The sequence below is a fragment of the Nocardia arseniciresistens genome, from assembly GCF_046764875.1.
GTDB lineage: Bacteria > Actinomycetota > Actinomycetes > Mycobacteriales > Mycobacteriaceae > Nocardia > Nocardia arseniciresistens.
In genome coordinates this window covers 170,683-194,756 of record NZ_JBKORD010000005.1, presented here as the reverse complement: position 1 = coordinate 194,756, position 24,074 = coordinate 170,683, and the positions used below count along the sequence as shown (strand labels likewise).

19 protein-coding genes are annotated in these 24,074 nt (G+C 66.8%); 10 read left to right on the top strand and 9 right to left on the bottom strand.

Going from position 1 to position 24,074, the window contains the following annotated elements:
• Positions 1–75: 75 nt before the first annotated feature.
• Together ACLMAJ_RS10795 and ACLMAJ_RS10790 are read right to left on the bottom strand one after the other, a co-directional pair.
• A complete protein-coding gene (locus ACLMAJ_RS10795) occupies positions 76–1,242 on the bottom strand; it encodes an alpha/beta fold hydrolase (RefSeq protein WP_412013445.1) in 1,167 nt (388 codons plus the stop codon).
• A gap of 166 nt (positions 1,243–1,408) precedes the next feature.
• Complete coding sequence (locus ACLMAJ_RS10790) at positions 1,409–2,866, bottom strand: DHA2 family efflux MFS transporter permease subunit (RefSeq protein WP_412013444.1); 1,458 nt, start codon at positions 2,864–2,866, stop codon at positions 1,409–1,411.
• A gap of 184 nt (positions 2,867–3,050) precedes the next feature.
• Between ACLMAJ_RS10790 and ACLMAJ_RS10785 the strand changes: the two genes are divergently transcribed.
• Both ACLMAJ_RS10785 and ACLMAJ_RS10780 read left to right on the top strand, forming a co-directional pair.
• Positions 3,051–4,001 carry a sigma-70 family RNA polymerase sigma factor gene (locus tag ACLMAJ_RS10785; protein WP_412013443.1) on the top strand — a complete coding sequence of 317 codons (951 nt, stop codon included), beginning with the start codon at positions 3,051–3,053 and terminating at the stop codon, positions 3,999–4,001.
• A gap of 8 nt (positions 4,002–4,009) precedes the next feature.
• Positions 4,010–4,627, top strand: a complete 618-nt coding sequence (locus ACLMAJ_RS10780; protein ID WP_412013442.1) for a DinB family protein — start codon at positions 4,010–4,012, stop codon at positions 4,625–4,627.
• Between the two features lie 21 nt (positions 4,628–4,648).
• Here ACLMAJ_RS10780 and bioD read toward each other — a convergent pair whose 3' ends face one another.
• The 3 genes from bioD to ACLMAJ_RS10765 all read right to left on the bottom strand — a co-directional run bounded on the left by bioD (position 4,649) and on the right by ACLMAJ_RS10765 (position 7,974).
• Positions 4,649–5,311, bottom strand: a complete 663-nt coding sequence (gene bioD / locus ACLMAJ_RS10775; protein ID WP_412013441.1) for a dethiobiotin synthase — start codon at positions 5,309–5,311, stop codon at positions 4,649–4,651.
• A gap of 61 nt (positions 5,312–5,372) precedes the next feature.
• The gene (locus ACLMAJ_RS10770; RefSeq protein ID WP_412013440.1) at positions 5,373–6,566 is read right to left on the bottom strand and encodes an 8-amino-7-oxononanoate synthase; all 1,194 of its coding nucleotides are present in this window, start codon (positions 6,564–6,566) and stop codon (positions 5,373–5,375) included.
• A gap of 136 nt (positions 6,567–6,702) precedes the next feature.
• Complete coding sequence (locus ACLMAJ_RS10765; RefSeq protein ID WP_412013439.1) at positions 6,703–7,974, bottom strand: adenosylmethionine--8-amino-7-oxononanoate transaminase; 1,272 nt, start codon at positions 7,972–7,974, stop codon at positions 6,703–6,705.
• Positions 7,975–8,139: 165 nt separating this feature from the next.
• Between ACLMAJ_RS10765 and ACLMAJ_RS10760 the strand changes: the two genes are divergently transcribed.
• The 3 genes from ACLMAJ_RS10760 (at position 8,140) to treY (ending at position 13,918) form a co-directional block, all read left to right on the top strand.
• A complete protein-coding gene (locus ACLMAJ_RS10760) occupies positions 8,140–9,084 on the top strand; it encodes a bifunctional helix-turn-helix transcriptional regulator/GNAT family N-acetyltransferase (protein ID WP_412013438.1) in 945 nt (314 codons plus the stop codon).
• Between the two features lie 278 nt (positions 9,085–9,362).
• Positions 9,363–11,483, top strand: a complete 2,121-nt coding sequence (gene glgX, locus ACLMAJ_RS10755) for a glycogen debranching protein GlgX (protein WP_412013437.1) — start codon at positions 9,363–9,365, stop codon at positions 11,481–11,483.
• Positions 11,480–13,918 (top strand): malto-oligosyltrehalose synthase, encoded by a 2,439-nt coding sequence (treY, locus tag ACLMAJ_RS10750; protein ID WP_412013436.1) that lies wholly within the window; start codon positions 11,480–11,482, stop codon positions 13,916–13,918. The genes glgX and treY overlap by 4 nt, the downstream gene beginning before the upstream one ends.
• Here the strand turns inward: treY and ACLMAJ_RS10745 are convergent.
• Together ACLMAJ_RS10745 and ACLMAJ_RS10740 are read right to left on the bottom strand one after the other, a co-directional pair.
• Positions 13,907–15,070: a DUF2235 domain-containing protein gene (locus ACLMAJ_RS10745; protein ID WP_412013435.1), complete on the bottom strand. Its 1,164-nt coding sequence runs from the start codon at positions 15,068–15,070 to the stop codon at positions 13,907–13,909. The genes treY and ACLMAJ_RS10745 overlap by 12 nt on opposite strands.
• 169 nt (positions 15,071–15,239) lie before the next feature.
• Positions 15,240–16,061, bottom strand: coding sequence for a methyltransferase domain-containing protein (locus tag ACLMAJ_RS10740; protein WP_412013434.1), 822 nt, complete (start codon positions 16,059–16,061; stop codon positions 15,240–15,242).
• A 103-nt stretch (positions 16,062–16,164) separates the two neighbouring features.
• Here ACLMAJ_RS10740 and ACLMAJ_RS10735 point away from each other — a divergent pair, with 103 nt between their 5' ends.
• The 3 genes from ACLMAJ_RS10735 (at position 16,165) to ACLMAJ_RS10725 (ending at position 20,504) form a co-directional block, all read left to right on the top strand.
• Positions 16,165–16,680: a type VII secretion system-associated protein gene (locus ACLMAJ_RS10735; protein WP_412013433.1), complete on the top strand. Its 516-nt coding sequence runs from the start codon at positions 16,165–16,167 to the stop codon at positions 16,678–16,680.
• A gap of 119 nt (positions 16,681–16,799) precedes the next feature.
• Entirely contained in the window at positions 16,800–17,627 is an 828-nt protein-coding gene (locus ACLMAJ_RS10730) for a hypothetical protein (RefSeq protein ID WP_412013432.1), read from the top strand.
• Between the two features lie 171 nt (positions 17,628–17,798).
• Complete coding sequence (locus ACLMAJ_RS10725; protein WP_412013431.1) at positions 17,799–20,504, top strand: helix-turn-helix transcriptional regulator; 2,706 nt, start codon at positions 17,799–17,801, stop codon at positions 20,502–20,504.
• A gap of 14 nt (positions 20,505–20,518) precedes the next feature.
• On the opposite strand, the gene ACLMAJ_RS10720 is transcribed toward ACLMAJ_RS10725, so the two are convergent.
• Positions 20,519–20,755, bottom strand: a complete 237-nt coding sequence (locus ACLMAJ_RS10720) for a hypothetical protein (RefSeq protein WP_412013430.1) — start codon at positions 20,753–20,755, stop codon at positions 20,519–20,521.
• A gap of 86 nt (positions 20,756–20,841) precedes the next feature.
• On the opposite strand from ACLMAJ_RS10720, the gene ACLMAJ_RS10715 reads away from it, so the two are divergent.
• Together ACLMAJ_RS10715 and ilvA are read left to right on the top strand one after the other, a co-directional pair.
• Entirely contained in the window at positions 20,842–21,276 is a 435-nt protein-coding gene (locus ACLMAJ_RS10715) for a nitroreductase family deazaflavin-dependent oxidoreductase (protein WP_412013429.1), read from the top strand.
• A gap of 87 nt (positions 21,277–21,363) precedes the next feature.
• A complete protein-coding gene (ilvA, locus tag ACLMAJ_RS10710; RefSeq protein WP_412013428.1) occupies positions 21,364–22,719 on the top strand; it encodes a threonine ammonia-lyase IlvA in 1,356 nt (451 codons plus the stop codon).
• Positions 22,720–22,756: 37 nt separating this feature from the next.
• Here ilvA and ACLMAJ_RS10705 read toward each other — a convergent pair whose 3' ends face one another.
• Complete coding sequence (locus ACLMAJ_RS10705; RefSeq protein WP_412013427.1) at positions 22,757–24,013, bottom strand: serine hydrolase domain-containing protein; 1,257 nt, start codon at positions 24,011–24,013, stop codon at positions 22,757–22,759.
• Between the last annotated feature and the right edge of the window lie 61 nt (positions 24,014–24,074).

Genomic DNA, 24,074 nt, shown 5'->3' with positions numbered 1-24,074 from the left:
CCCAGCATTGAAGCAAGACAAATTGGGCGTGGATACGGTTACTTTCAGGCTGATTCGAGCCCTATCCCGATACTTTCACCGTGGTGCCGCCGCACTGGCGTCCGCACGAATCTCCCGCTGGAAGCGCTGCACGAACGGCAGGATCTGCTGGTCGATCACCGCGTTGTACTCGCGGGGGCGCTGCATCGGGTTGGCGTGACCGATATTTCGCGGCATGACGACAAGCAGGGTGCCGTCGACGCCGCCGGAGCGCTCGATCAGCACCTGGTGGGAGTATTCGACGTCGACCACCGGGTCGTTGCCGGGATTGCGCGGGCGGATGAAAACGATGGACGGGCGCGGTTTGCCGCCCGAGGGGCGAGACAGGGCGCGCAGATCGTCGATCGCACCCCCCGCCACGATCGCCAGGAATTGCGACTCGATGAGCCCATTGCTCGCCGCGTCGCGGGAAAAGATCTTTTCGCGCAACACATCCGACACCACCGCCCCCAGTTTGGCGACTCTGATGCCGGGCATCCCCGCGCCGCCCCGGTCGAGGAATCGGTCGCGGCGTGCATAGGTTTCCACGGTCAACCGCAGCCCGCGGCTCTCCCGCGCACCTGGCAGCCAGCCCATCCAGCGCAGCATGTCCTCGCCGCGGCCCCGGCTTTCGGGACGCACCGCGTTCAGGTCCATCGGCGTGCAATCGAGGATCACCGATACCAGCCGCCGATCGCTGTCGGTGTGGATGTGCTTGGCTACCTCCAGCGCGATCACCCCGCCCATGCTGTGCCCGACCAGCACGATGTTCTTCAGGCCGGACATTTGCGCGGCGCGGATGATCAGCTCGGCGATCACTCTGGTGTCGATACCGCGATTGTCGTATTTGATGGCCCACACCACACCCAGGTGGCTGAGCGAGGGCAACGCTGCCGCGGTATTGCTGGCATTGAGGCCACCCAGACCGACCATGTCGACGACCACGGTGTCCCAGTTCTCGGCATCGGCGGGCGGCGCGACGGGCAGGATGGCCGGTTCGGTGCGAGCCAGCCTGGCCTGCTCCGGCGCGACATCGTGCACCCAGTACTGGGCGAACAGCACGAGTCCCACGAGCAGCAATGCGGCGACCCGCACCAGCGCCAGCCGGGTGCGGCGCAACGACTTCCACTCATACCCGAGGCCGGTCACCCGCAGGCTGGCTTTGCGTCGCTGGTCGTCCCAGTCCGTGACGGTGGACGGGTGCCGTTCCTCCAACGGCGACATCTCTTCACTGTATGCACGATTGCCCGGCACATGCCAGGCAGACGCGCGTCACCCGCCACCGCCGGGAATCCGACCGAACGGTAAAGTTCGGGCCGTCATCCCAGGCGCGGTGGCGCGATCGCCCGGCCTGCCGATGTCGCGCGTGCGCCGAGCACGGTAGGACCGATTACCCCTCGATCGTCGCCACCTCCGAGGTGACCGCGTGATCAGCAGCCATCATTTCGGGAGCGTCGGTGACGGCAACGGCCGCACGGCGACCGGGCAGCGCGAGCGCGACGGCCGCGCCGAGAAGCGACAATCCCGCACCGACCGCTATCGCGGGGCCGAATCCGTCCACGAACTGCGCCGCCGAACCGTAACCGCCCGCGCCGGTGAACACCGCAACCGCGACGGCGATTCCGAATACCCCACCTAGCTCACGCATCATGCTGTTCGCGCCCGCAGCCTTGCCGAGCGCCGCATGCTCGACCGCGCCGACCACCGCGGTTTGCGTGGACGGCAGCGCCATCGACACGCCGATTCCCGAAACGACGAGCGGAATCACCAAGGCGGCGTAGACCATTCCCGGCTCCGCGATGCGCGCGATCCAGAACATGCCGCCCGCCTGCATGGCCAATCCGCCCGCCATCAGCGGTCGTTCGCCGATACGGTCGGCCAGCAAACCTGCGATCGGCGCGCAGAAGAACAACGTGAGCGTCCACGGCAGCAGCCGCAGCCCCGCACCGAGAGGCCCATACCCGAACACGATCTGCAGGAACTGGGCGTAGAAGAACACCGAACCGAACAGCCCGGCGAACAGCAGGAAGATCGCGGTGTTACCGGCTGTGAACCCGCGCGACGCGAACAGCCGCATCGGGATCATCGGCTCCGGTCTGCCCGCCTCCCAGACAGCGAAGGCGATGATCACCGCGACACCACCGGCCAGCGCGACGACTATTTCCGCGCTGGCCCATCCTGCGGTGTTACCGCGTACCAATCCCCACACCACACCGAACGCACCGCAGGTCAGCAAGGCCAAGCCCCCGGTATCCACCTTGGTGTCGGGACCGAAGGTTTCCGGAATCCGGTTCAGCACCAACGGAATCGCGATGAGCCCGATCGGCACGTTGAGCCAGAAGATCCACTGCCAGGACAATCCCTCCGCGACGGCGCCACCGACCAGCGGACCGCACGCGACCGCCAATCCGGTAATCCCCTGCAAAACTCCCATCGCAACCCCGCGCCGCTGCGGCGGAAACGCCGCACTGGCCAAAGCCAGCGCCAGTGTCATGATCAAGGCCGCGCCGACTCCCTGCACCACACGAGCCGCGATCAGCGCGGCGACCGAGGTCGACAGCGCACACGCCGCCGAAGCCGTGACGAAGATCGCCAGCCCGACAGCGAACATCCGCCGACGACCGAATCGATCGCCGACAACCGCGGCGGTCATCAGCAGCACGGCGAAACTCAGGTTATAGCCGTTGACCGTCCACTCGAGCGTTTCGACCGATGCCTCGAGATCGCGGCGGATAGTACTGAGCGCCGTCGCGACGACCAGCGTGTCCAATGCCGCCATCAGCGAGGCGATCGCGCCGAGCGCGAGCACCCAGCGCTGAGTCACGACCGAAACGGTTGGTGTACTCACAATGCTCCTTCCTGTGCAGCAGGTCTGCACAGATACCGACCGGCGCGACGGCAGAACTCATCGGTCGGGCGCCGAGGCTTTCGGGCACCGATGAGTTCCGGGTGCGCGGGCGGTCTGCATGTCCGAGGGCTTCTACGCCGCGACCGCGGTCCGACACGAAGGAGTCCGACACGAAGGAGCACCGATGGACGACGTCGACGAATTCGCCGCACAGACGGCGCAGTACCGGCGGGAACTGCTGGCGCACTGCTACCGCATGCTCGGCTCGGTAGACGATGCCGAGGATCTGGTGCAGGAAACGTTGCTGCGGGCCTGGCGCTCCTACGGCGAATTCGAGGGGCGGGCGTCGATGCGGACGTGGCTGTATCGGATAGCGACCAACGCCTGTCTCAACGCGCTACAGCACAGCAGCAGACGCGTGCTGCCCACAGGACTGGCAGGGCCATCCGACGACCCAGAGCGCGCTACGTTCCTGTCCAACGAGATCCCCTGGCTACAGCCGATGCCGGATGCTCGCATCGCGCCCCAGTCGTCGGATCCGGCCATGATCGTCGCCGCACGCGAAGGGATGAGGCTGGCGTTGATCGCCGCATGGCAGTATTTGCCGCCCCGCCAACGTGCGGTGCTCATCCTGCGAGATGTGCTGCGCTGGAAGGCCTCCGAGGTCGCCGAATTGCTCGGCGTGAGCGTGGCCGCGGTGAACAGTGCGTTGCAGCGCGCGCACGCAACCCTACGGCAAGCCCCCGCGGAGTCGACCGATATCACCGAACCGGACGATCCGGCCGTGCGTGCGCTGCTCGATCAATATGCGGCCGCGTTCGAGACATCCGATATGACGGCGCTCACCGCGCTGTTGAAAACCGATGCGATCATCGAGATGCCGCCGCTGCGCGAATGGTTCCACGGCAACGTCGATATCGTGCGACTGATCACCACGCGATGCCCGGCCCGCCCCGGCGATGTTCGGATGGTGCCCACCGCCGCGAACGGCCAGCCCGCCTTCGGCTTCTACTTGCGCGGCGAGGCCTATTCGATCCACGTGCTCACCGCGACGCGGGCGGGGATCGAGCGCATCGTCTCCTACAACGACAGCGCGCTGTTCGAATCCTTCGATCTGCCGAAGTCACTGCCATGAGGTGTGACTTGTTCGACCGATCGGTGCTCTATCTCCTGTGCGCTCTACAAGGTGTCGGCGCCGACCTCAACCTGCCGACTCCATGCCACGGCTGGGACTTGCGCATGCTGCTCGCACATGTCGACGAATCGATCGCCGCCCTGCGTGAAGGCGTTGGAGGCGGCCGGATTTGCACGACTTCTGCCATCCGCCATTCGGGCACTGCCGTCACACATGTCCAAACCGCCGCGACCGGCCTGCTCGGCGACCTGACCGACTATTCGCACGATCCCGTGCTGGTTTCCGAAACCCCTTTACCCGCAGCAACTCTCGTCATGGTCGGTGCTCTGGAATTGACCGTGCACGCCTGGGATATTGCGGCGGTTCATACGCCATCGGTCCAGATCCCCGGCGAACTCGCGGACGATCTACTCGCGGTCGCCCCCCAGCTCGTCCCGATCACCGGCCGATCCCCCCTCTTCGGGCCACCGGTCCACGCACCGACCACCGGTCCGAGCGACCGGCTCCTGGCCTACCTCGGCCGCACCCGGCCATCTGACCAGCTCGGCGCTGCGGCCACGACGCTGACCGCGGCACCGTCCACACCGGATCCGCAGCGGCGCGGCCACCGAGCACCCGGTCGCTGATCGCCATCATCGCTCGGCGAATCACCAAGTCCGGGTGAACCAACCGGGGGCCGCGGCGGTGAATCGGGTGCGGTCCCATGCGCCCGCACCCGCGGGGATGGTTCCGACTATCTGTGAGCCGGTGACCTCGGGTAGATCGGCGCGGTTGCATTCGGCGGCGAGATCGGGCTCGGCGGGCCAGGAGCCGATCACCAAGCCGGCGCACCGGACGCCTGCCGATCGCAGTGCGCGAGTGGTCAATTCGCTGTGATTGAGGGTGCCGAGCCCGGCGGCGGCGACCACAAGGACCGGAGCGCCGAGTTTCTGCGCGAGCTCGAGCAGTGTGAATTCGCCGAGGCGGACGAGCAGCCCGCCCGCGCCTTCGACCAGGGTGAGATCGGCATCGGCGAGGCTGTCTATGGCGGCGGCGGTTTCGGTCAAGGTCAGCAGCGGTTGACCGCACCTGCGGGCCGCGGTGTCCGGCGCCAACGGGTCCGGGTAGCGGGCGAGTTCGACGCTGCGGGTGACTCCGGAAAGGCGTTCGACTTCGGCGAGATCGCCGGGTTCGCCTGGAGCGACACCGCTTTGAGCCGGTTTACACACCGCTACCGATCGACCAGCGGCACGAGCGGCGGCCGCGATCGCAGCCGTGACCACGGTCTTACCGACATCGGTTGAGGTTCCGGTAATCAAGAGCGGACTCATGGCCGCACCACAGCGATCATCATTCTCCTGTCGGCGGGAGCTGTCGCGGCAAACCGGGAGCTCATGCGGGCACCGCGCTCAGCCCGCGGGTCTGCGCCAGTACCTCGGTGAGAACCGTTGCGATGGTGTCGAGTTCGTCGGGAGTGAGGTCGGCGCGGGCGGTGAGACGAAGGCGGGAGGTCCCCTCGGGGACCGAGGGCGGACGGAAGCAGCCGACCTCGAGCCCGCGCGCGCGGCAGGCCCTGGCAGCGTCATGAGCGACCTGCGCTTCGCCGAGTACTACCGAGACCACCGCCGAATGCGGTTCCGCCACACCGGCGATGCGGGCGATATCGGCAGCCCGCTCGAGCACTCGGACGGCCATTTCGGGTTCGCCGCGCAGTAGACGCAGTGCCGCGCGCGCCGCGCCGACGGCGGCAGGGGCCAGGCCGGTGTCGAAGATGAAGGTGCGCGCGGCATCGATCAGGTGTGCGCGGATTCGGGTGTCGGCCAGGACGACACCACCTTGGGCGGCAAGGGCTTTCGAGAGGGTCGCGGTGATGATCAGGTCCGGTTCACCCGCCAGCCCGACCTCGTGCACGAGGCCACGCCCCCCTGCGCCGCGCACGCCGAGCCCGTGCGCCTCGTCCACGATCAGCACGGCGCCGTTGGCCCGGGTCACTCGATGCAGTTGGGCCAAAGGGGCCAGATCGCCGTCCGCGCTGAACACCGAATCGGTGAGTACCAGCGCGCGTTCTTCGGTGCGCGTGGCGAGCAGACGATCGACGGCGGCGACATCGCGATGTGCGGAGATCCGCACTCGCGCCCGCGACAATCTGCACGCGTCGACCAGTGAAGCGTGACTGCCCGCGTCGGAAACGATCAGCGCACCGTGTCCGGCCAGCGCGGTCACCACACCGAGATTGGCGGCATAGCCGGACGCGAACACCAAACCGGCTTCGGCACCGACGAATTCGGCGAGCTCGGCTTCGAGCTGTTCATGCGCGACCGTCGTACCGGTGACAAGCCGGGAACCGGTCGAACCGGTCCCCCATTGCCGCACGGCGTCGATCGCGCCCTCGACCACGGCGGGATGCCGAACCAGACCGAGGTAGTCATTGGAGGCGAGATCGATCGACGGCGACTGCGGCGCCCGTGCCCGCAGCTCGCGCCGCAACCCAGCGGCCACCCGCTCTGCCGCGCGCTCATCCAGCCAGCTCAATGGATCGATAGTCACAGCTACGGAGCATACTTGAACACCGTTCAGGTCGTCCATCACGCCCACCCATCCGCGCACGCGGGCTGCCCGGGTTTCGTCACCCCGGCGCACCGACCCGCACGGCCGCGAACCGCACCCCAGCGGCACCGACACAGCACGGCGTTGCTCGCTTTCGCCTCGACCGCAACCCGCCTCAGCGTGCCTGTGCCTCGACCGCACCCCGCATGCCCGCGGTGATCGCGGCGACGTCCTCAGCGGAGCTGATGAACGGCGGCATGGTGTAGATGAGGTTGCGGAACGGGCGCAACCAGACGCCGGCGGACACTGCGGCGTCGGTGGCGGTGCGCATGTCCACGGGATGGTCGAGCTCGATTACGCCGATCGCACCGAGCACTCGAACCTCGCTGACACCCGGCAACTCGCGCAGCGGTGCGAGACCAGCGTTCAGCTCCGATTCGATGCGGACCACCTCGCCGCGCCAGTCTCGTTCGAGCAGCAGCTCGATCGACGCGACGGCGACCGCGCAGGCCAGCGGGTTACCCATGAACGTCGGCCCGTGCATCAGACCGCCGTGTGCGGCACTGATCGTTTCCGCGATCTGTGCGGTGCACAGTGCCGCGGCCAAGCTGAGGTAGCCGCCGGTGAGCGCCTTGCCGACGCACAGGACATCGGGGCTCACCCCCACGTGGTCGGCGGCGAAAAGTTCTCCGGTGCGGCCGAATCCGGTGGCGATCTCATCGAAGATCAGCAGCACGCCGTGTTCGTCGCACAGGCGGCGCAGGTCGGCGAGGTAGCGCGGATCGTGCCAGCGCATGCCGCCCGCACCCTGGACGACGGGCTCGACGATGACGGCCGCGAGTTCGTCGGCGTGCGCGGCAAGTGCGCGGTCGAGTTCGGCGACATAGCCGGGTTCGTAGTCACGCGGGGGCGCGGGCACGAAGACGTGCTCGACAAGCACATCGGTCCACAGCGAGTGCATACCGCCGTCCGGATCACAGACGCCCATCGGTGTGAACGTGTCACCGTGATAGCCGCCGCGCCAGGTGAGCAGCCGCCGCTTACCCGGTAGCCCGAGCGCGCGCCAATACTGTAGGCACATCTTCACCGCGACCTCGATCGACACTGATCCCGAGTCGCACAGGAACACCTTGTCCAGGCCGGCCGGAGTGTGCTCGACGAGCAGTTCGGACAGCCGGGCCGCGGGCTCGTGGGTCAGCCCGCCGAACATCACGTGACTCATCCGCTGCGACTGGGCGACGAGCGCCGCGTCCAGCACCGGATGCCGGTAACCGTGGATCGCGGCCCACCAGGAACTCATGCCGTCGATCAGTTCACGCCCGTCGGACAGGGTCAGCCTGGTCCCGGACGCGCCCGCCACCACAAGCAGTTCGGTCGTCGCCGGGAACCCGCCGTAGGGATGCCAGACATGTTTCGCGTCGATGGCGGCGATCTCGTCGGGGGTCATTGCCACAGGAATCCTCGCGGTCGTGCGCCGCCCCGGCCTCCCCGGAGCTGGATTGAACGGTGTTCAAGTTACCACTCGAGCTGGGCAGGCACGATTTCCCTCCATTCACAAGCGCGTAGGTTCCGTTCCAGGTATTCTTTGACTGAGTCAACGAATGGAGTTGCCGTGATCGCGACCGCCGCGAAGGAGATCGCCGCTGTTCGAGAGTTCAACCGTCGCTACACCCGAGTGATCGGCGTGCTGCGAGGCGGACTGCTGGACACCGAGTATTCGCTGACCGAGGCCCGAATCATCTTCGAGCTGGCCACTTCCGGATCCACCGAGGTCGTTCGGTTGCGGCGCGACCTCGATCTCGATCCGGGCTATCTGAGCCGCATTCTGGCGCGGTTCAAGAGCCGCGGCCTGATCGAGACCAGCCGTTCCAGCACCGACGGTCGACGCCAGGAGGTGCGTCTCACCGAGCACGGCCGGGCCACCTTCGCCACATTGAACGAGCGCTCCAGCCGCGAGATAGGCGAGTTGCTTGCCCCGCATCCGCCCACCGACCGCGCCCACCTGGTCGAAGCGATGCGGACCATCCAGCACATCCTCGATCACCCCACCGAGCCGAGCGCCGCACCCCCGGTCGCTATCAGAGCACCGAGACCTGGCGACTACGGCTGGGTGATTCAGCGCCACGCCGCGCTCTACGCGGCCGAATACGGTTGGGACACGAGCTACGAGACGCTCATCACCAGGATCACCGCCGACTACCTGGACAAACACGACGAACAGCGGGAGCGCGCCTGGATCGCAGAGCACAACGGTGAGCCGGTCGGCTCGATATTCTGCGTCGCGGAAAACGACACCACCGCCCGCCTCCGACTACTGCTGGTCGAACCCACCGCCCGCGGCCTCGGCGTCGGCTCCGCCCTCGTCGAGGAATGCCTACGTTTCGCAACCGAAGTCGGCTACCGCGAGATGGTGCTGTGGACCAACGACGTCCTCACCTCCGCCAGGCACATCTACCAACGCGCCGGTTTCGAACTGGTGGAATCCAAGCCCCACCACAGCTTCGGCCACGACCTCATAGGCCAAACCTGGCGCCGCCCACTCGAACCCAACCCCTGAAGACGAAGTCCGTCCCGAGACCGCGCGGGCCGCAGCGAAGGCGAAGGTACGCCTGATGAGCGACCCGCTTGCTCTGGCATTGCTGTGGGATTACCAGGACGGCTACCTCGCGGGCATCCCCTCGTAGCTCCGACGCGCCGTCCTCGGTGGTTCGCCGCCACAGCCACGTGGGCGGGTTATCAGCGCCACTGGTTGAAAACCGCCTCCCACCAGGACTGACGCGCCCGGCCGCAACCACCCGCACTGGGGCGGGCCCGGCTGCCGCTAATCTCGTTGACATGGCTCAGCCCGACGCAGCACCCGGTGACGTGACACCACTCGGTGTTTGGCCGGGAACCGCCTACCCGCTGGGCGCTACCTACGACGGCGCAGGCACCAATTTCTCGGTGTTCTCCGAGGTCGCCGACGCGGTCGAGTTGTGCTTGATCGCCAGGGACGGCACCGAGACAAGGGTCGACCTCGAAGAGGTCGACACCTATGTCTGGCACGCGTATCTACCGACGATCGGGCCCGGGCAACGCTACGGCTTCCGAGTGCACGGACCCTACGACCCGGATCGCGGATTACGTTGCGATCCCAGCAAATTGCTGCTCGATCCCTACGGGAAAGCCTTCGACGGCGAATTCACCGATGATCCGTCGCTCTACACCCACGGCCTGGATTCCCTCGGTCACACCATGATCGGCGTGGTGATCAACCCGTTCTTCGATTGGGGCTCCGACCGCCCGCCGAATCGGCCCTATCACGAGACGGTGCTCTACGAGGCACACGTCAAGGGCATGACGATGACGCACCCCGACATCCCGGAGGAGTTGCGCGGCACCTACGCGGGCATCGCACACCCGGCGATCGTCGGACATCTGAAGGGCCTCGGCATCACCGCCATCGAACTGATGCCGGTGCACCAGTTCCTGCACGACCGCGTCCTGCTCGATCAGGGCCTGCGAAACTACTGGGGCTACAACAGCTTCGGCTACCTGGCCCCGCACAACGAGTACGCGGCGAGCCCGCGCGGTGGCGCCGCGGTCACCGAGTTCAAGGCGATGGTGCGCGCGCTGCACGCGGAGGGCATCGAGGTGATCCTCGACGTCGTCTACAACCACACCGGCGAAGGTAACCATCTCGGACCGACCCTCGCTTTCCGCGGCATCGACAACGCCGCCTACTACCGGCTGGCGGACGACGACCCTTCGCACTACATGGATTACACCGGCACCGGCAACAGCCTCAATGTGCGCCACCCGCACACACTGCAACTGATCATGGACTCGCTGCGCTACTGGATCCTGGACATGCACGTCGACGGCTTCCGCTTCGACCTGGCCGCCACCCTGGCCCGCGAACTACACGACGTGGACCGACTGTCCACGTTTTTCGATCTGGTGCAACAGGATCCGGTGGTCAGCCAGGTGAAACTGATCGCGGAGCCGTGGGATGTCGGCGAAGGCGGCTATCAGGTCGGCAACTTCCCCGGCCTGTGGACCGAGTGGAACGGCAAGTACCGCGACACCGTCCGCGACTATTGGCGCGGCGAGCCCGCGACGCTCGGCGAATTCGCGTCCCGGCTCACCGGCTCCTCGGACCTGTACGAGGACACCGGCCGCAGACCGAGCGCGAGCATCAACTTCATCACCGCACACGACGGGTTCACACTGCGAGACCTGGTGTCCTACAACGAGAAACACAACGAGGCCAACGGTGAGGACAACCGCGACGGCGAGAGCTGGAACCGCTCGTGGAACTGCGGGGTGGAGGGACCGTCCGACGACCCGGATATCCTCGCCCTGCGCGCCAAGCAAAGCCGTAATCTGCTGGCCACGCTGGTACTCAGCCTGGGGACGCCGATGCTCTCCCACGGGGACGAGATCGGCAGGACACAAGGGGGGAACAACAATGTGTACTGCCAGGACGCACCGCTGGCCTGGATGGACTGGTCGTTGATGCAGACGAATGCGGACCTGCTCGACTTCACGCGCAACGTGATCGCACTACGCACCGCGCACCCGATCTTCCGTCGCAGACGCTTCCTGAAGGGCGGCCCGATCCGGTCCAAGGAGCACGCACGCGATATCGCCTGGCTCACCCCGGCGGGCGAGGAAATGACACCTGCGGACTGGGACAGCGGATTCGGCAAGTCGCTGACCGTCTATCTCAACGGGGACGGTATTCCCGAACCGGGCCCGCGCGGCGAGCACATCACCGACGATTCGTTCCTACTCTGCTTCAACGCGCACGATAACGCTCTCGATTTCGCCCTGCCCGGTACCGACTACGGCCCCGAATGGTCGGTCGCGCTCGACTGCTCGATGCCCGACGGCCGGTCCGACGCTTTCCATCCGGCGGCATCGACCGTCACCCTCGCCGCCCGCTGCCTGCTCGTCCTGCGCTGCGCGGCATGACCGAAACGCCCATGACCGAGACCCGAACACATTTCACCGATCCCATCCTCCGCGGCCGACGGCCCGCCAGGCAGACCACGATCCGCAGCACCTATCGACTCCAGTTACGACCCGATGTGCTGACCTTCATCGAGGCCCGCTCGATCGCGGAATACCTACAGCAGCTGGGTGTCTCGCATCTGTACCTGTCGCCGATCCTCACCGCGGCACAGGGTTCTACACACGGCTACGACGTCACCGACCCCACCACCGTGTCGGCGGCGCTCGGCGGGCCCTCGGGGCTCAAAGCGCTCTCCGACGAAGTGCGTAGCCGTGGTATGGGTTTGATCGTCGACCTGGTGCCCAACCATGTCGGTGTCGCCGACCCGCAACAGAACCCGTGGTGGTGGGATGTGCTGCGCAACGGACGCGAATCGAAGTTCGCGCACTTCTTCGACATCGACTGGAGCCCGGCCAACGGCGCGGGCGGGCGGCTGGCGTTGCCGGTGCTACAGAGCGAAAACGACCCGGCGGCACTGACTGTCGACCGGTCCGGCTCGGAACCGATGCTGGCACTGCACGATCTGCGCTTCCCCATCGCGGCGGGCACCGATGGCGACAACGCGCTGCGCATCCACGACAAGCAGAATTATCGGCTGGTCAGTTGGAAGGCCGGCCTGTGTACCTATCGCCGGTTCTTCGCCGTCAGCAGTCTGGCCTCGATACGCCAGGAGGACCCCGAGGTCTTCGAGATCACCCATCGCGAACTCGCCGCGTGGTGCGAGCACGATCTCATCGACGGAGTGCGGGTCGACCATCCGGACGGATTGTCCTATCCCGCCGCCTATCTGACGAAGCTGCGCAGGCTGATCGGTACCCAGCGCCTGCTGCTGGTGGAGAAGATCCTTGCCAACCGCGAGCCGTTGGACGCGACACTGCCGATCGACGGCACCACCGGCTACGACGCACTCGCCGATATCGGCGGGGTGCTGATCGATCCGGACGGCGAGCCCGCGCTCACCGAACTGTCCAGGCACATCGCCGGGCACGGCAGCGATCGGGCGTGGATCGGCGAGACCGAGCACCGGATCAAACGTGCGGTAGCGGAAAGCATTCTGGCTCCGGAGGTTCGACGCCTGGTCGCCGCCGTCAAACGCGACGCGCGAGCCGATAGTTTCGACACCTTGGCGCTGACCAACGCCACCATCGAGGTGCTGGCGTTCATGCCGGTGTACCGCGTCGACTACGCGCCGCTGGTCGGTATGACCGGCGCGGTGGTCGCCGAGGTGGAGAAGCGCAACACCGAGCTCACCGCGCCGCTGAATATCCTGGTCTCGGCCTTGTCCCTGGAAGGCGAGGCCAGTGTGCGCTTCAGCCAGGTCTGTGGCGCGCTGACCGCCAAATCCGTCGAAGACACCATGTTCTATCAGGCGGCCCGACTGGTCTCGCTACAGGAGGTCGGCGGCAATCCGGCCCGATTCGGGCACTCACTCAACGAGTTCCACCTGTCCAATAGTGAGCGGGCGCAGCGCTGGCCCGCGACCATGACCACGCTGTCTACCCATGACACCAAACGCGGCGAGGACGTGCGCGCGCGGATCGGGGTGCTGTCCCAGGTCGCCGAGACCTGGGCGAGGTCGGTCGAATCGTGGGAGGAGAGCACGCCCGGCCCCGACGGCGCGACGACGCTGTTTCTGCTACAGAACATGTTCGGCGTATGGCCCGCGGACGGCCGCCCCGCCTCCTCGGTGTCCGGTCTGCGCGAGCGGCTGCACCGATTCGCGGAGAAGTCGATTCGCGAGGCGGGTGTGCACACCTCGTGGGAGGAGCCCGATGCCGAGTTCGAGGCGTCGGTGCACGGCTGGCTGGACGCGGTGATCGACGGACCGGTCGGCTCCGAAATCGGCGACCTGGTGCACGAACTCGCACCGCACGCTTGGTCGGATTCCCTCTCACAGAAGCTGCTCCAGCTGTGCGGTCCCGGTATCCCGGACATCTATCAGGGCTGCGAGCTGTGGGAGGACACCCTTGTCGACCCGGACAATCGACGTCCGGTGGACTTCGCGGCCCGTGCCGGATTGCTGCAATCACTCACCGGCACACCGGCCTTGAACACCAATGGGGCCGCGAAGATGTGGATCGTCGCCTATGCGCTGTGGCTGCGCAGGGAGCGACCGGACTGCTTCGTCGGCGGCATCTATCTGCCACTGTTCGCCACCGGTGACCAGGCGAACAGGCTGGTGAGCTACGCCCGTGGCCGTGCGGGCGAGACGCCCGAAGTGATCGTCGCCGCCACTCGACACAGTGTCGGCCTTGCCGAAACGGGTTGGGGCGATACCACTTTGGACCTGCCGCAAGGCAGCTGGACCGACCGGCTGACAGGCCACACGTTCCAGGGCAGGGCCCGACTGGAAAAGCTCTTCGCGCGTCTGCCCGTCGCGCTGCTAGTCCGCTGACAGGGCGGTGACAGAGCCGGTCTTCTCCACCATGTCCTCCGGGAACATCCCGCCGAGTTCCGCACGCCAGCGCCGCAAATTCACCGGCTGGTAGTCCACGTCGTCCTGGGTGCTCGATGCTATCCGGACACACCGGTCGGTCGGCATGGACAACCGCCGCCAGGAATCCCAGTGGAAGCGCTGGCTGCGCGGATTGCGTAGCGTCCGAAACACATTCAGGATGCGGTAGCCGATACCGAGAGACTTGTGCAGCTCGAGATGCTTGGCGCCCTCGGCGCGGCAGCGCTTCGAAAGCCCTTCCAGCCGTTCCCGATCGAAGGCGAGGCCGACCGATTCGGCTTCGGCGACCATCCACTGGAGCGTGAGGTCGGAAAGCCCGCACTCGGCGTAGCCGCCGCCGACATCGCTGTGCACGCCCGCGAACCAGACCTGCTTCACCCGATCGAAGTGCTTGCGGTACTTCACCTCCGGTTCGATCGGCACCTGCCAGAGGCACGGTTCGAAGTTGCGGCGACGCTCGTCGATGGCAAGGGCCTGGCGCGCGCAGTGCACGTTGGACGAGAGTTTCACGTCGTGGAACTTGTGTCGCAGCGAGGTCAGCCCCGGAACGCCGAGCGCGCCGACGGTGTCGAACACACCGAGGAAGTCGATCTTGGCGGGGTGCCTGCAGTGCTCCCGACGGAAGTCGATCCACTCCTGCGGCTCTGGCGGATCCGGGTTCCGCGTTGTGCGCTCAGGGGCGGCCTGCTGATGGATGGCCAGCGCCTGCGGGTACTTGCCGTCGATCATGGCCTCCGGCGTCATGATCCCGATGCGGCCGATCAGTCCGGCCAGGCTGCGGGCGGTGTAGGCACCGCGACTGAAGCCGAAGATGTAGATTTCGTCGCCGGGTTCCCAGTTCAGCGCCAGATGCCAGTACGCGGACGACAGGTTCGCCTCGAGTCCGAGCCCGAACGCACCGCCCATCAGCCGGTCGGCGAGGAATCCGCGCGCACCCGGCCCCGAAACGTAACTCACCCACTGTTGGATCGGCTCCCCCGTCGGTCCGGGGGTGTCGAATCTGATCGTCTGAGCGATCTTGATGATGTTGGACACCGTGCTGCTCGACTCGGCTTTCCAGGTGCCGTCGCAACAAACTACCAGGCGTTTCATGGGTGGATTCTCCCGCAACATCCCCGTGTGAAACCTGCGTACCGGACTACTCGAATCATCGGGGTCAGGGCACGGGATGTTAATGAAAACAACGCATTTCAGTAGTTGAATACCCTGAACTGTCAATCGGGGGACGCCCGGAAAACCAGAAAACCCGGTGGATCGCGGGCTAACGCCGGTGCGCCAGTACCGCGAACATGGTCACCGAGAGGTGATAGTCGCCCGCCGCGATGCCCGCGTCCAGGTCCGCGCGGAACTGATCATGCTGCGCGGCGGTGATCGCCCCGGCCGCGACCGCCCGCCTCGTCATCTCGCCGTAGAGCGGCAGTGCCGATTCCGGGTCCCAGATCACCGCTTCGGAGCCCATGTCGTCGATCTCCAAACCCTCCGCGACCAGCTGCCCGCGCAGACGGCGGCCGGAACCAGGATTGGGTGTATTCGTCAGCAGGGTCTCCGACACTGCCCGCACGACCGCCGGATCACCGGGGTGGGTGATCGAGGTGTACCAGTCGCTGTCGATGAGCAGCACTCGACCGCCGGGGCGAAGCACCCTCGCGATCTCGGCGGTGGCGGCAGCCGGATCGTCGAGATGCTGGTACACCCGCTCGCAGCGGATGGCATCGAAGTGACCGTCGGGGAACGGCAACGCATAGATCGAACCACCGACGTACCGCGCCGTCGACCCGGCTTCGGCCGCGCGCCGCTCCGCGAGGGCGACCATGTCGGAATTCGGGTCGATTCCGACCGCCTCGCCGTCCGCACCGACCCGCTCGGCGAACGCCATGGCCTCCGACCCGGTGCCCGATCCGATATCGAGGGCACGCTCCCCCGCCTGGACCGCCAGCGCCTCGTGCGCCCACCGCCGCATCCGCTGAATCCCGGGTAGCCGCGCCTGCACATCGAGAATGGCGACGAGCATGTCGATCTGTCCGGAATCGACCTGATCAGAGCGGAATGACGGTCCCTTTTCGGTCACGTCTCGATGTGCCATAGGCCGACGGTACCTGTGCCGCGGCGTCGCGCGGTCGCCTTCGCCATCGGCGGCGAACCTGCATGATGGTTGTCGACAGGGGATGCGGGCGGCAGGAGAGTCGATGGACGAGGTGGGACCGGCCACTCCCGGTCAGAAGGAGAACTGGGTTGCGCTTGTCGACCCGCGCTGGCAGCCGACAGACCCCTCGGAAGTGCCGCCACCGTCCATGATCGTGGGCGCGTGGCTGCTCGAGGAGGACGCCGCGGGGCTGTTCCAGCCGAATCCCGAGTATGTGCCCGACGACAATTCGCCGTCCGATCCTCTCGACGCGGTGCTGCGACAGATCGCCGACGGCGCCGACGCCGGTGGCGAAGTCGTTCCCCTCCTTCGAAAGTCGATGGTGGAGGTCGGCTGCGACGAGCACGATCAACCCCTGCTCGGGTTCGCGCCCGATGGTGTGGCCTGCGTCGTTGTTGTTACCGCCGCGGCACACAAGAGGGGCATCGACGTCGAGCGCTGGAACGCGATACCGGGCGGTCTGCTGCCACAGATCTGTCCGGCGGGTGCGGACATCATGCTCAATCCCAGCGGGTCGGCCGCATTCCGGCTCCGCACCGAAGCCCTCACGCGCGAATGACCGGCGCTGGGACCACATCTGGCCTCCCACCCATGGGTAGATCGATGTCCCATATGTGCGATTAGCGTGTTTTCATCGTCAATCTCTTTCTTCCCCAATGGTCTGCCGCCGCAGACCGTTTGGTCGACGCACTCAGCCAGGGAAGCACGGCGATCCGACAAAATTACGGCAATATAGTCACGGACCTGGATGCGGTGCGGACCAACTTGCCCGATAGCGACATGGACGCGGCCCTGCGGATGATATGGGCGCTCGAGCGCGATCCGAGCACTCCGCTGTTTGTAGGCTCGGACAGTCACCAGCGGGTCATATTCTCTAATGACACGATCCGCAGTTTTCCGATTCTGAACCCGGATGGGGAAACCATCGGAGCGACCTTCCCGTCACATGCCACCGACAATCACCTCGGCCCTCCGAGATGGAGCCGCGCGGGCCTCGACCGAGTGCACCAGCGCTACGGCGTCACCTCCAACGCCGGCCAGGTGTCTCAGTGGAAGCAAATTCTTGGTCTAGGTCGGTCCGCACCCGCTCCATGGGCCGAGAACGCGAAAACCGAGACAATGCTCTTCTCCGATGCGCACGGGCAGCCCTTCGGGTACGAGGTCGGGGTCGTCACGGAAGGGGAGGTCCGCGTAGTAGGAGTCGACGGCGGAAACTTCGGCCGTGTCCTGGCCACGAATCCACATATTCAGCGTGCCCTCGACAATCACCCGGTAAACCTGCTGCTCCAGCTATCGTGCGACCCTGCCGCAGGCCCCGCAGCCAAGGCTGCGGCTGATGCACTGCATGAGGCATCCATCGGCACCGATGTGTGGGCGTCCAAACATCAGGTCGACGTCTACATCGACGATAGCCATCGCCCTGTCATTCGTGGTCTCAGTGTCCAACCCGAACCTAGAAGCTCCGAAGACCATTGGGCGGTGTACAGAGCTCCACCCGACTCGTGAGCCCCCGGTGGCAGCAAGGTATCCCGCAATCCACCGGCCACGCCGAGCTACCGACCTCGAACGACCCGGCGGGCACAGGAACGACGAATCCGGTGGTGGCGCGGCACGCGGCTGCCCACCGCCCACAGGCGGGAGCTGAGCGATTGTCCAGGCGACGGTTACGGTGGGCAGATGCTCCATGGACGCGAAGCCGAACAAGGGCTCATCGATCGGCTTCTCGAAGGCGCACGGGCGGGTCGTAGCGGGGCGCTGGTTGTGCGCGGGGAGCCGGGGATCGGGAAGACGGCGCTGCTGGACTATGCGGCGGCGCAGGGTATTCCGACGGTGCGCAGTGCGGGTATCGAGTCGGAGGCGGAGCTGCCTTTCGCCGCGCTGCATCTGTTGGTGCGGCCGGGGATCGAGCTGGTGGATACGCTGCCGCAGCCACAGCGCGATGCGCTGCGCGGCGCTTTCGGTCTGAGCACGCACAACCCGGCCGACCGGATGTTGATCGGTCTCGCGGTGCTGTCGCTGCTTGCCGAGGAGGCGGCCGACGGGCCGCTGCTGTGCCTGATCGATGACGCGCACTGGCTGGATCGGGCGACGGCCGAAACGCTGTTGTTCGCGGCACGACGGCTGGATGCCGAGGGTGTCGTCATCATTTTCGCCACCCGCACCGCGGAAGACGATTTCCCGGCGCAGGGGCTGGCGGAGCTGAGCGTCACCGGGCTGCGTCAAGACGCCGCGGCGGCGCTGGTGGACAGCCACACCGCCGATCTGGCTCCCACCCTGCGTTATCGACTGCTGACCGAGGCGGCGGGCAACCCACTCGCGCTGCTGGAACTGCCCGCCGTGCTGACCGTCGAGGCCACCGGATCGGGCTCGACAGGTGGGGGTCCCAATCCCCTGCCGCTGACCCAGCGCCTACAGGTGGCCTTCCACGGTCAGGTCAGCAGACTGCCCGCACCGACACGCACACTGCTGCTCGTCGCCGCTGCGGCAGGCACCGACGACCTCGGAATCGTGTTGCGGGCCGCGGCGGCTCTGGGCCCGCAGCTGTCGGATCTGCAACCCGCCGAGGAAACCGGTCTGATGTACAGCAACGGCAGAACCCTCGGCTTCCGTCATCCGCTCTTACGTTCGGCGGTCTACCAGGGCGCACCCCTCGCGCAACGCCTAGCCGTGCACGGCGCGCTCGCCGAGGCATTGCACGACCCTGTGGACGCGGACCTGCGCGCCTGGCATCTGGCCGCAGCGGCAACGGGTCCCGACGAAACAACCGCTGTCGCACTGGAGGACACCGCCGACCGTGCGCGCAAACGCAGTGGCTTCTCCGGCGCCGTCACCGCCTACGAGCGCGCGGCAGGCTTGAGCACCGACGCGAAGGCCCGCGTCCGCAGACTGGTCCTGGCTGCCGAAACCGCGAGCGAGGCAGGTCAATTGGACCGTGCGCGAACCCTCGCCGAACGCGCGGCGGGCCAGAACAGCGACCCATTGCTCGACGCGAGACTGGATCTGGTGCGGGCGAACGCGGAATTCGGTGCGGGCAAACCACTCTCGGCCCACCAGCTGCTGCTGTCGGGTGCGGAACTGGTGCGCGAGGGTGCACCGGTACATGCCGCACGCATCCTGTCGCAGGCGGTGCACACGGCCTGGTACCTCGGTGCACCCGAGTTGGCGGACGTCGCGGCGCGCCTGACCGCGCTGCCGCTGCCCGAGTCGGATTCGATGACGCCGATCGTGCACTACACCGTCGCCGCCATCGATGGACGATTCACCGTCGACCTGCGCGAGAGCGCGGCCGCGGCGCGCGGCAACGGCGCCGACAGTCCACGAGACCTGGTGCAGATGTGCGGGGCAGGCCTCGTCGTCGGCCAGGACGAGCAGGTCGCGCAGCTGGCGCAGACCCTCATCGCCGAATGCCGCGACCAGGGTCGCATCGCGCTGCTGCCGACGCTGCTGTTCTTCCGCTCCGAGGCCGAGATGTTTCTCGGCAGGCCGCACGAGGGCAGAATCGCCGCGACCGAGGGCCTGCGGATCGCCGAGGATATCGGACAGGGCCACTGGATCAGCCAACTATGCAGCTGCCTCGCCTACCTGGCCGCGTTCGAAGGACGTGAGCAGGATTGCCGGACGCTGGTCGAGCGCGCACTCGCCGAAGAACTCGGCGGTGCGGCGGCGCCCGGTGGGCCATGGACGAATTCGGCACTCGGCCTCCTCGAACTAGGCCAAGGCAAGATCGAGACCGCGCTGGCGAGGCTGGAGCTGCTGACCATCGAACCCGCCCGCCACCATGTCGCGGGCATGCACGCGCTGCCCGATCTGATCGAGGCAGCTGTACGGCTCGGCAGTCCGGAGCGCGCCGCGGATGCCATGGAAAGGCTGCGGTCGTGGGCCGTTGGTGCCCGGCAGGATTGGATCGCCGCGCTCGTTCACCGCTGCCAGGCGCTGCTCGCTCCGGAAAGCGAGGCGGAGGACCATTTCCAGGCCGCGCTCGCCCTCGGCGGCCGACCGTTCGAGCGGGCACGCACCCAACTGTTATTCGGCGAATGGCTGCGCCGTAACCGCCGCAAGGTCGACGCGCGCAACCAGCTACAACCGGCGCTGGAAATCTTCGAACGACTCGACGCCACACCGTGGGCCGAGCGGGCTCGCACCGAACTGGGCGCGCTCGGCGTCGGCACCGCCGCGCGTCCCGCGAGCGGGGTGCTTGCCCGGCTGACGCCGCAGGAACTGCAAATCGTGCGGCTCGCGGCACAGGGAATGTCCAACCGCGATATCGCGGCCCAGCTGTTCCTCAGCCCGCGGACGGTGGGCCACCACCTATACAAGGCATATCCGAAGCTGGGGGTGCTGTCGCGCGGGGAGCTGGCCGATCTACCGCTCGACGCGGATTGATCGACAGCAAGTAGTCAGTGCGAGGAGAGGACCCGGTCCATTCGGCGGGCCGACGTCCGGCGCTTACCCGCGAGCCCGCCGATCCAGCGCGCACCTGCCACTGCCGCGGCGACCAGCACCGCAACCTGAAGCGATCCGGTAATCACGGCCAGGATCAGGCAGGTCACCAGCCCGGCGGCGAGCGCCTCGAGCTTGTACGTCGGCCACGCGGTACCCGCGATATCGACGGTGGAGGGGTGAACCATTGCCATCTCGTCAGGATATACGGATATCGAAGTTCGGTCCACCGAACATTTCGAACGGGAACACCGAGGCACCCTGCGGCGTTGCTGGGTTTATGCCACTTAAAGGAGAGTATGCACCGAGCACATCCGACTGGGCCCGTGAGCAAGCCGAAGCGTACGAGAGCTCCGGCGGGACCGACGCCACCTCATTGCAGGGTAAGCCGGTCATCCTGCTCACCACGCGGGGTGCGAAGTCCGGTCTACTGCGTAAGACCCCGCTGATGCGGGTCGAACACGAGGGCGAATACGCCGTCGTCGCCTCGCTGGGCGGCGCACCGAAACATCCGGTCTGGTACTTCAATATCAAGGCCGATCCGCACGTCGAACTGCGCGACGGCACCGAAACCAAGGATTACACCGCCCGCGAGGTCTTCGGTGACGAGAAGGCGCTGTGGTGGGAGCGAGCGGTCACGGTCTGGCCGGACTACGCGAATTACCAGACCAAGACCGATCGCCAGATCCCGGTCTTCGTGCTCACTCCGCAGTAATTCCCCCGACGCAAACCGTAGGCGAATCCAACACCGCAGTGCTACCCGCCGCGTCGCTCCGACGCGGCGGATGGCAGCATATTTCGGGTGTCCAATCCGCTTGATGTTGTCGACGAACTGTCCGCTTCCCGTCCCGTGCTGAACGCGGACGAGATCGACGCCGCCGCGAAGCGAATTGCCGACATTATCGAGCCGACCCCGCTGCAATTCAGTCCCAGGCTATCGGCGGCGACCGGCGCGAAGGTCTACCTCAAGCGCGAAGACTTCTCGGCCGTGCGTTCCTACAAACTGCGTGGCGCCTACAACCTGATCGTGCAGCTCACCACGGCCGAAAAGGCCGCGGGCGTGGTCGCGGCCAGCGCGGGCAATCACGCACAGGGCGTGGCCTTCGCCTGCAAGGCGATGGGAATCAGCGGCCGCATCTACGTTCCGACAACCACCCCCAGGCAGAAGCGTGACCGCATCCGGGTACACGGCGGCGAGTTCGTCGAACTGATCGCCGTCGGGGAAACCTACGACGCGGCCGCCGCGGCCGCCGCCGATGACGTCGCACGCACCGGCGCGACGATGGTCCCGCCGTTCGACGATGTACGCACCGCGGCCGGGCAGGGCACCATCGCCGTCGAGATCCTCGATCAGCTCGACACGTCCCCTGACCTGGTGATCGTGCCGGTGGGTGGCGGCGGCTGCCTGGCCGGCATCGGCACCTACCTGCGCGACCGTTCACCGCGGACCGCCATTCTCGGCGTGGAACCGGCGGGCGCCGCCTCGATGACCGCGGCCCTTGTCGCGGGCGCACCGGTGACACTGCCGGAGATCGATCCGTTCGTGGACGGCGCTGCCGTGCGCCGGATCGGTGCCGTGCCCTTCGCGGCGGTCTCCGGCTTCGGCGGCCGAGTGGTCTCCCATGCCTCGCTGCCCTTGCTTACCGCTCCAGAATCCCTCAGAGGCTCGGGCGCTTTCCGCATTATGCAGGTCGACGAGGGCGCGATCTGTACCTGCATGCTCGACCTCTACCAGAACGAGGGCATCATCGCCGAGCCCGCGGGCGCGCTCGCGGTCACGGGGCTGTCCGAGATCACCGTCGAGCCCGGCTCGACGGTGGTGTGCCTGGTCTCCGGCGGCAACAACGACGTGTCGCGCTACGGCGAGATCATCGAGCGCTCGCTGGTGCATCGCGGCCTGAAGCACTATTTCCTGGTGGACTTTCCGCAGGAGCCCGGCGCGCTGCGGCGATTCCTCAACGAGGTGCTCGGCCCCGACGACGACATCACCATGTTCGAGTACGTCAAGCGCAACAACCGGGAAACCGGGGCGGCGCTGGTCGGTATCGAACTCGGTGCGCCGAGCGGGCTGGCCTCGCTACAGCAACGCATCGCGGACTCGCCCATCCAGTGCGAGCGGCTGGAGCCGGGGTCCCCGGCCTACCGTTATCTGACCTGACGCGGCCATCCGATCTGACGTACCGCTGTCGCTACCGCTATGCCGCCTCGGGCGTCTCCACGAGGGTGGCGGCCCGCCGCGCCGAACGCAGACCGGCCAGCGCCAACGGCAGTACCCAGCCCGCCGAGGACTGATCGAAGGTCAACTGCCCCACCGAAAGTCGGTTGTGCACGAAGCCGACGGAAAGCCCGAGGCGTGGCTCGGCCCAGCCGAACGAGCCGCCGAGGCCGACGTGCCCAAATCCGGCGTGGGCGCCGGGCATCGGCAGCGAGTGGTAACCGAGGCGCCAGAGCATCGGTGCGTAGAACAGCGCGCGGTCGAGGCGGTAGCTCTGGATCCTGCACAGCGCCTTGATGGTTCGCGGCGACAGGTACTGACGGCCGTCGACCATTCCACCGTTGGCCAGCACGCCGTACATGGTGGCCAGCGCCGATGCGGTGCATACGCCGTTGCCCGCACCGAGTTCGGTGCGCAGGATGGGCGGATCCTCGCCCTCCAGAATTGCCTCGACGCCGGGCAGGAACAGGCAGCGAGCCGCGGCACCGAGCGCTCCCGGAATCCCGTAGCTCAGGCCCAATACCTTTGCGGTGAGCGGGTTCCCGATCGGCCGCAGCTGGGTGCCCGCGAGCTCGGCGTAGCTGGTCGGCGCGGCGACCGGCGGGCGGCCGAGATGAATCCCGTCGATACCGAGCGGATCGGCGACCTCGCTGCGGAATAGCTCCGCCATACCGTGGTCGGTGACCGCGCGGGCCAGTCCGGCGAGCAACCAACCGTAGGTGAGCGCGTGATAGGCCGGAATGCCGAGCAGGCGATCGGGTTTCGCGGCGGCGAGGCGCTCTTCCATCAGCTGGTGATCGAGGATCTCGAGGCCGGAGGCGATCGGACTCAGCGCGGAGAGCCCGGCGCTGTGGGTCATCACCTGACGAACGGTGATGCCGCCCTTGCCATTGGCGCCGAATTCGGGCCAGTACTCCGACACCGGAGCGGCGTAGTCGAGCAAACCTCGGTCGGCCAGCCGGTGGATGACCGTGGCGGTGATGCCCTTGGTCGCGGAGAAGATGATGGATCCGGTCTCCTTGGCCCATGGGGTGCCCCCCGCGCTCCCGGTCCAGATCTCGACGAGTGGCTCACCGTGCAGATGCACCGCCAGCCCCGCGCCCACGCCACGACGGCTACCGAATGTCTTCGCAAAACGGCGCACCAGCGGTCCGAATTCAGCGGCGGCGCTGCCGCCCACCCCGACGGGGAGTTGGCCGGATAGGTCGAAATCCCCGGATGAAGCCACGTTGCTCATTACTCAACGTTAATAGCGTCGATCGCACTCGGCAATGGCAATTGTCTCGGACAGTTGACAC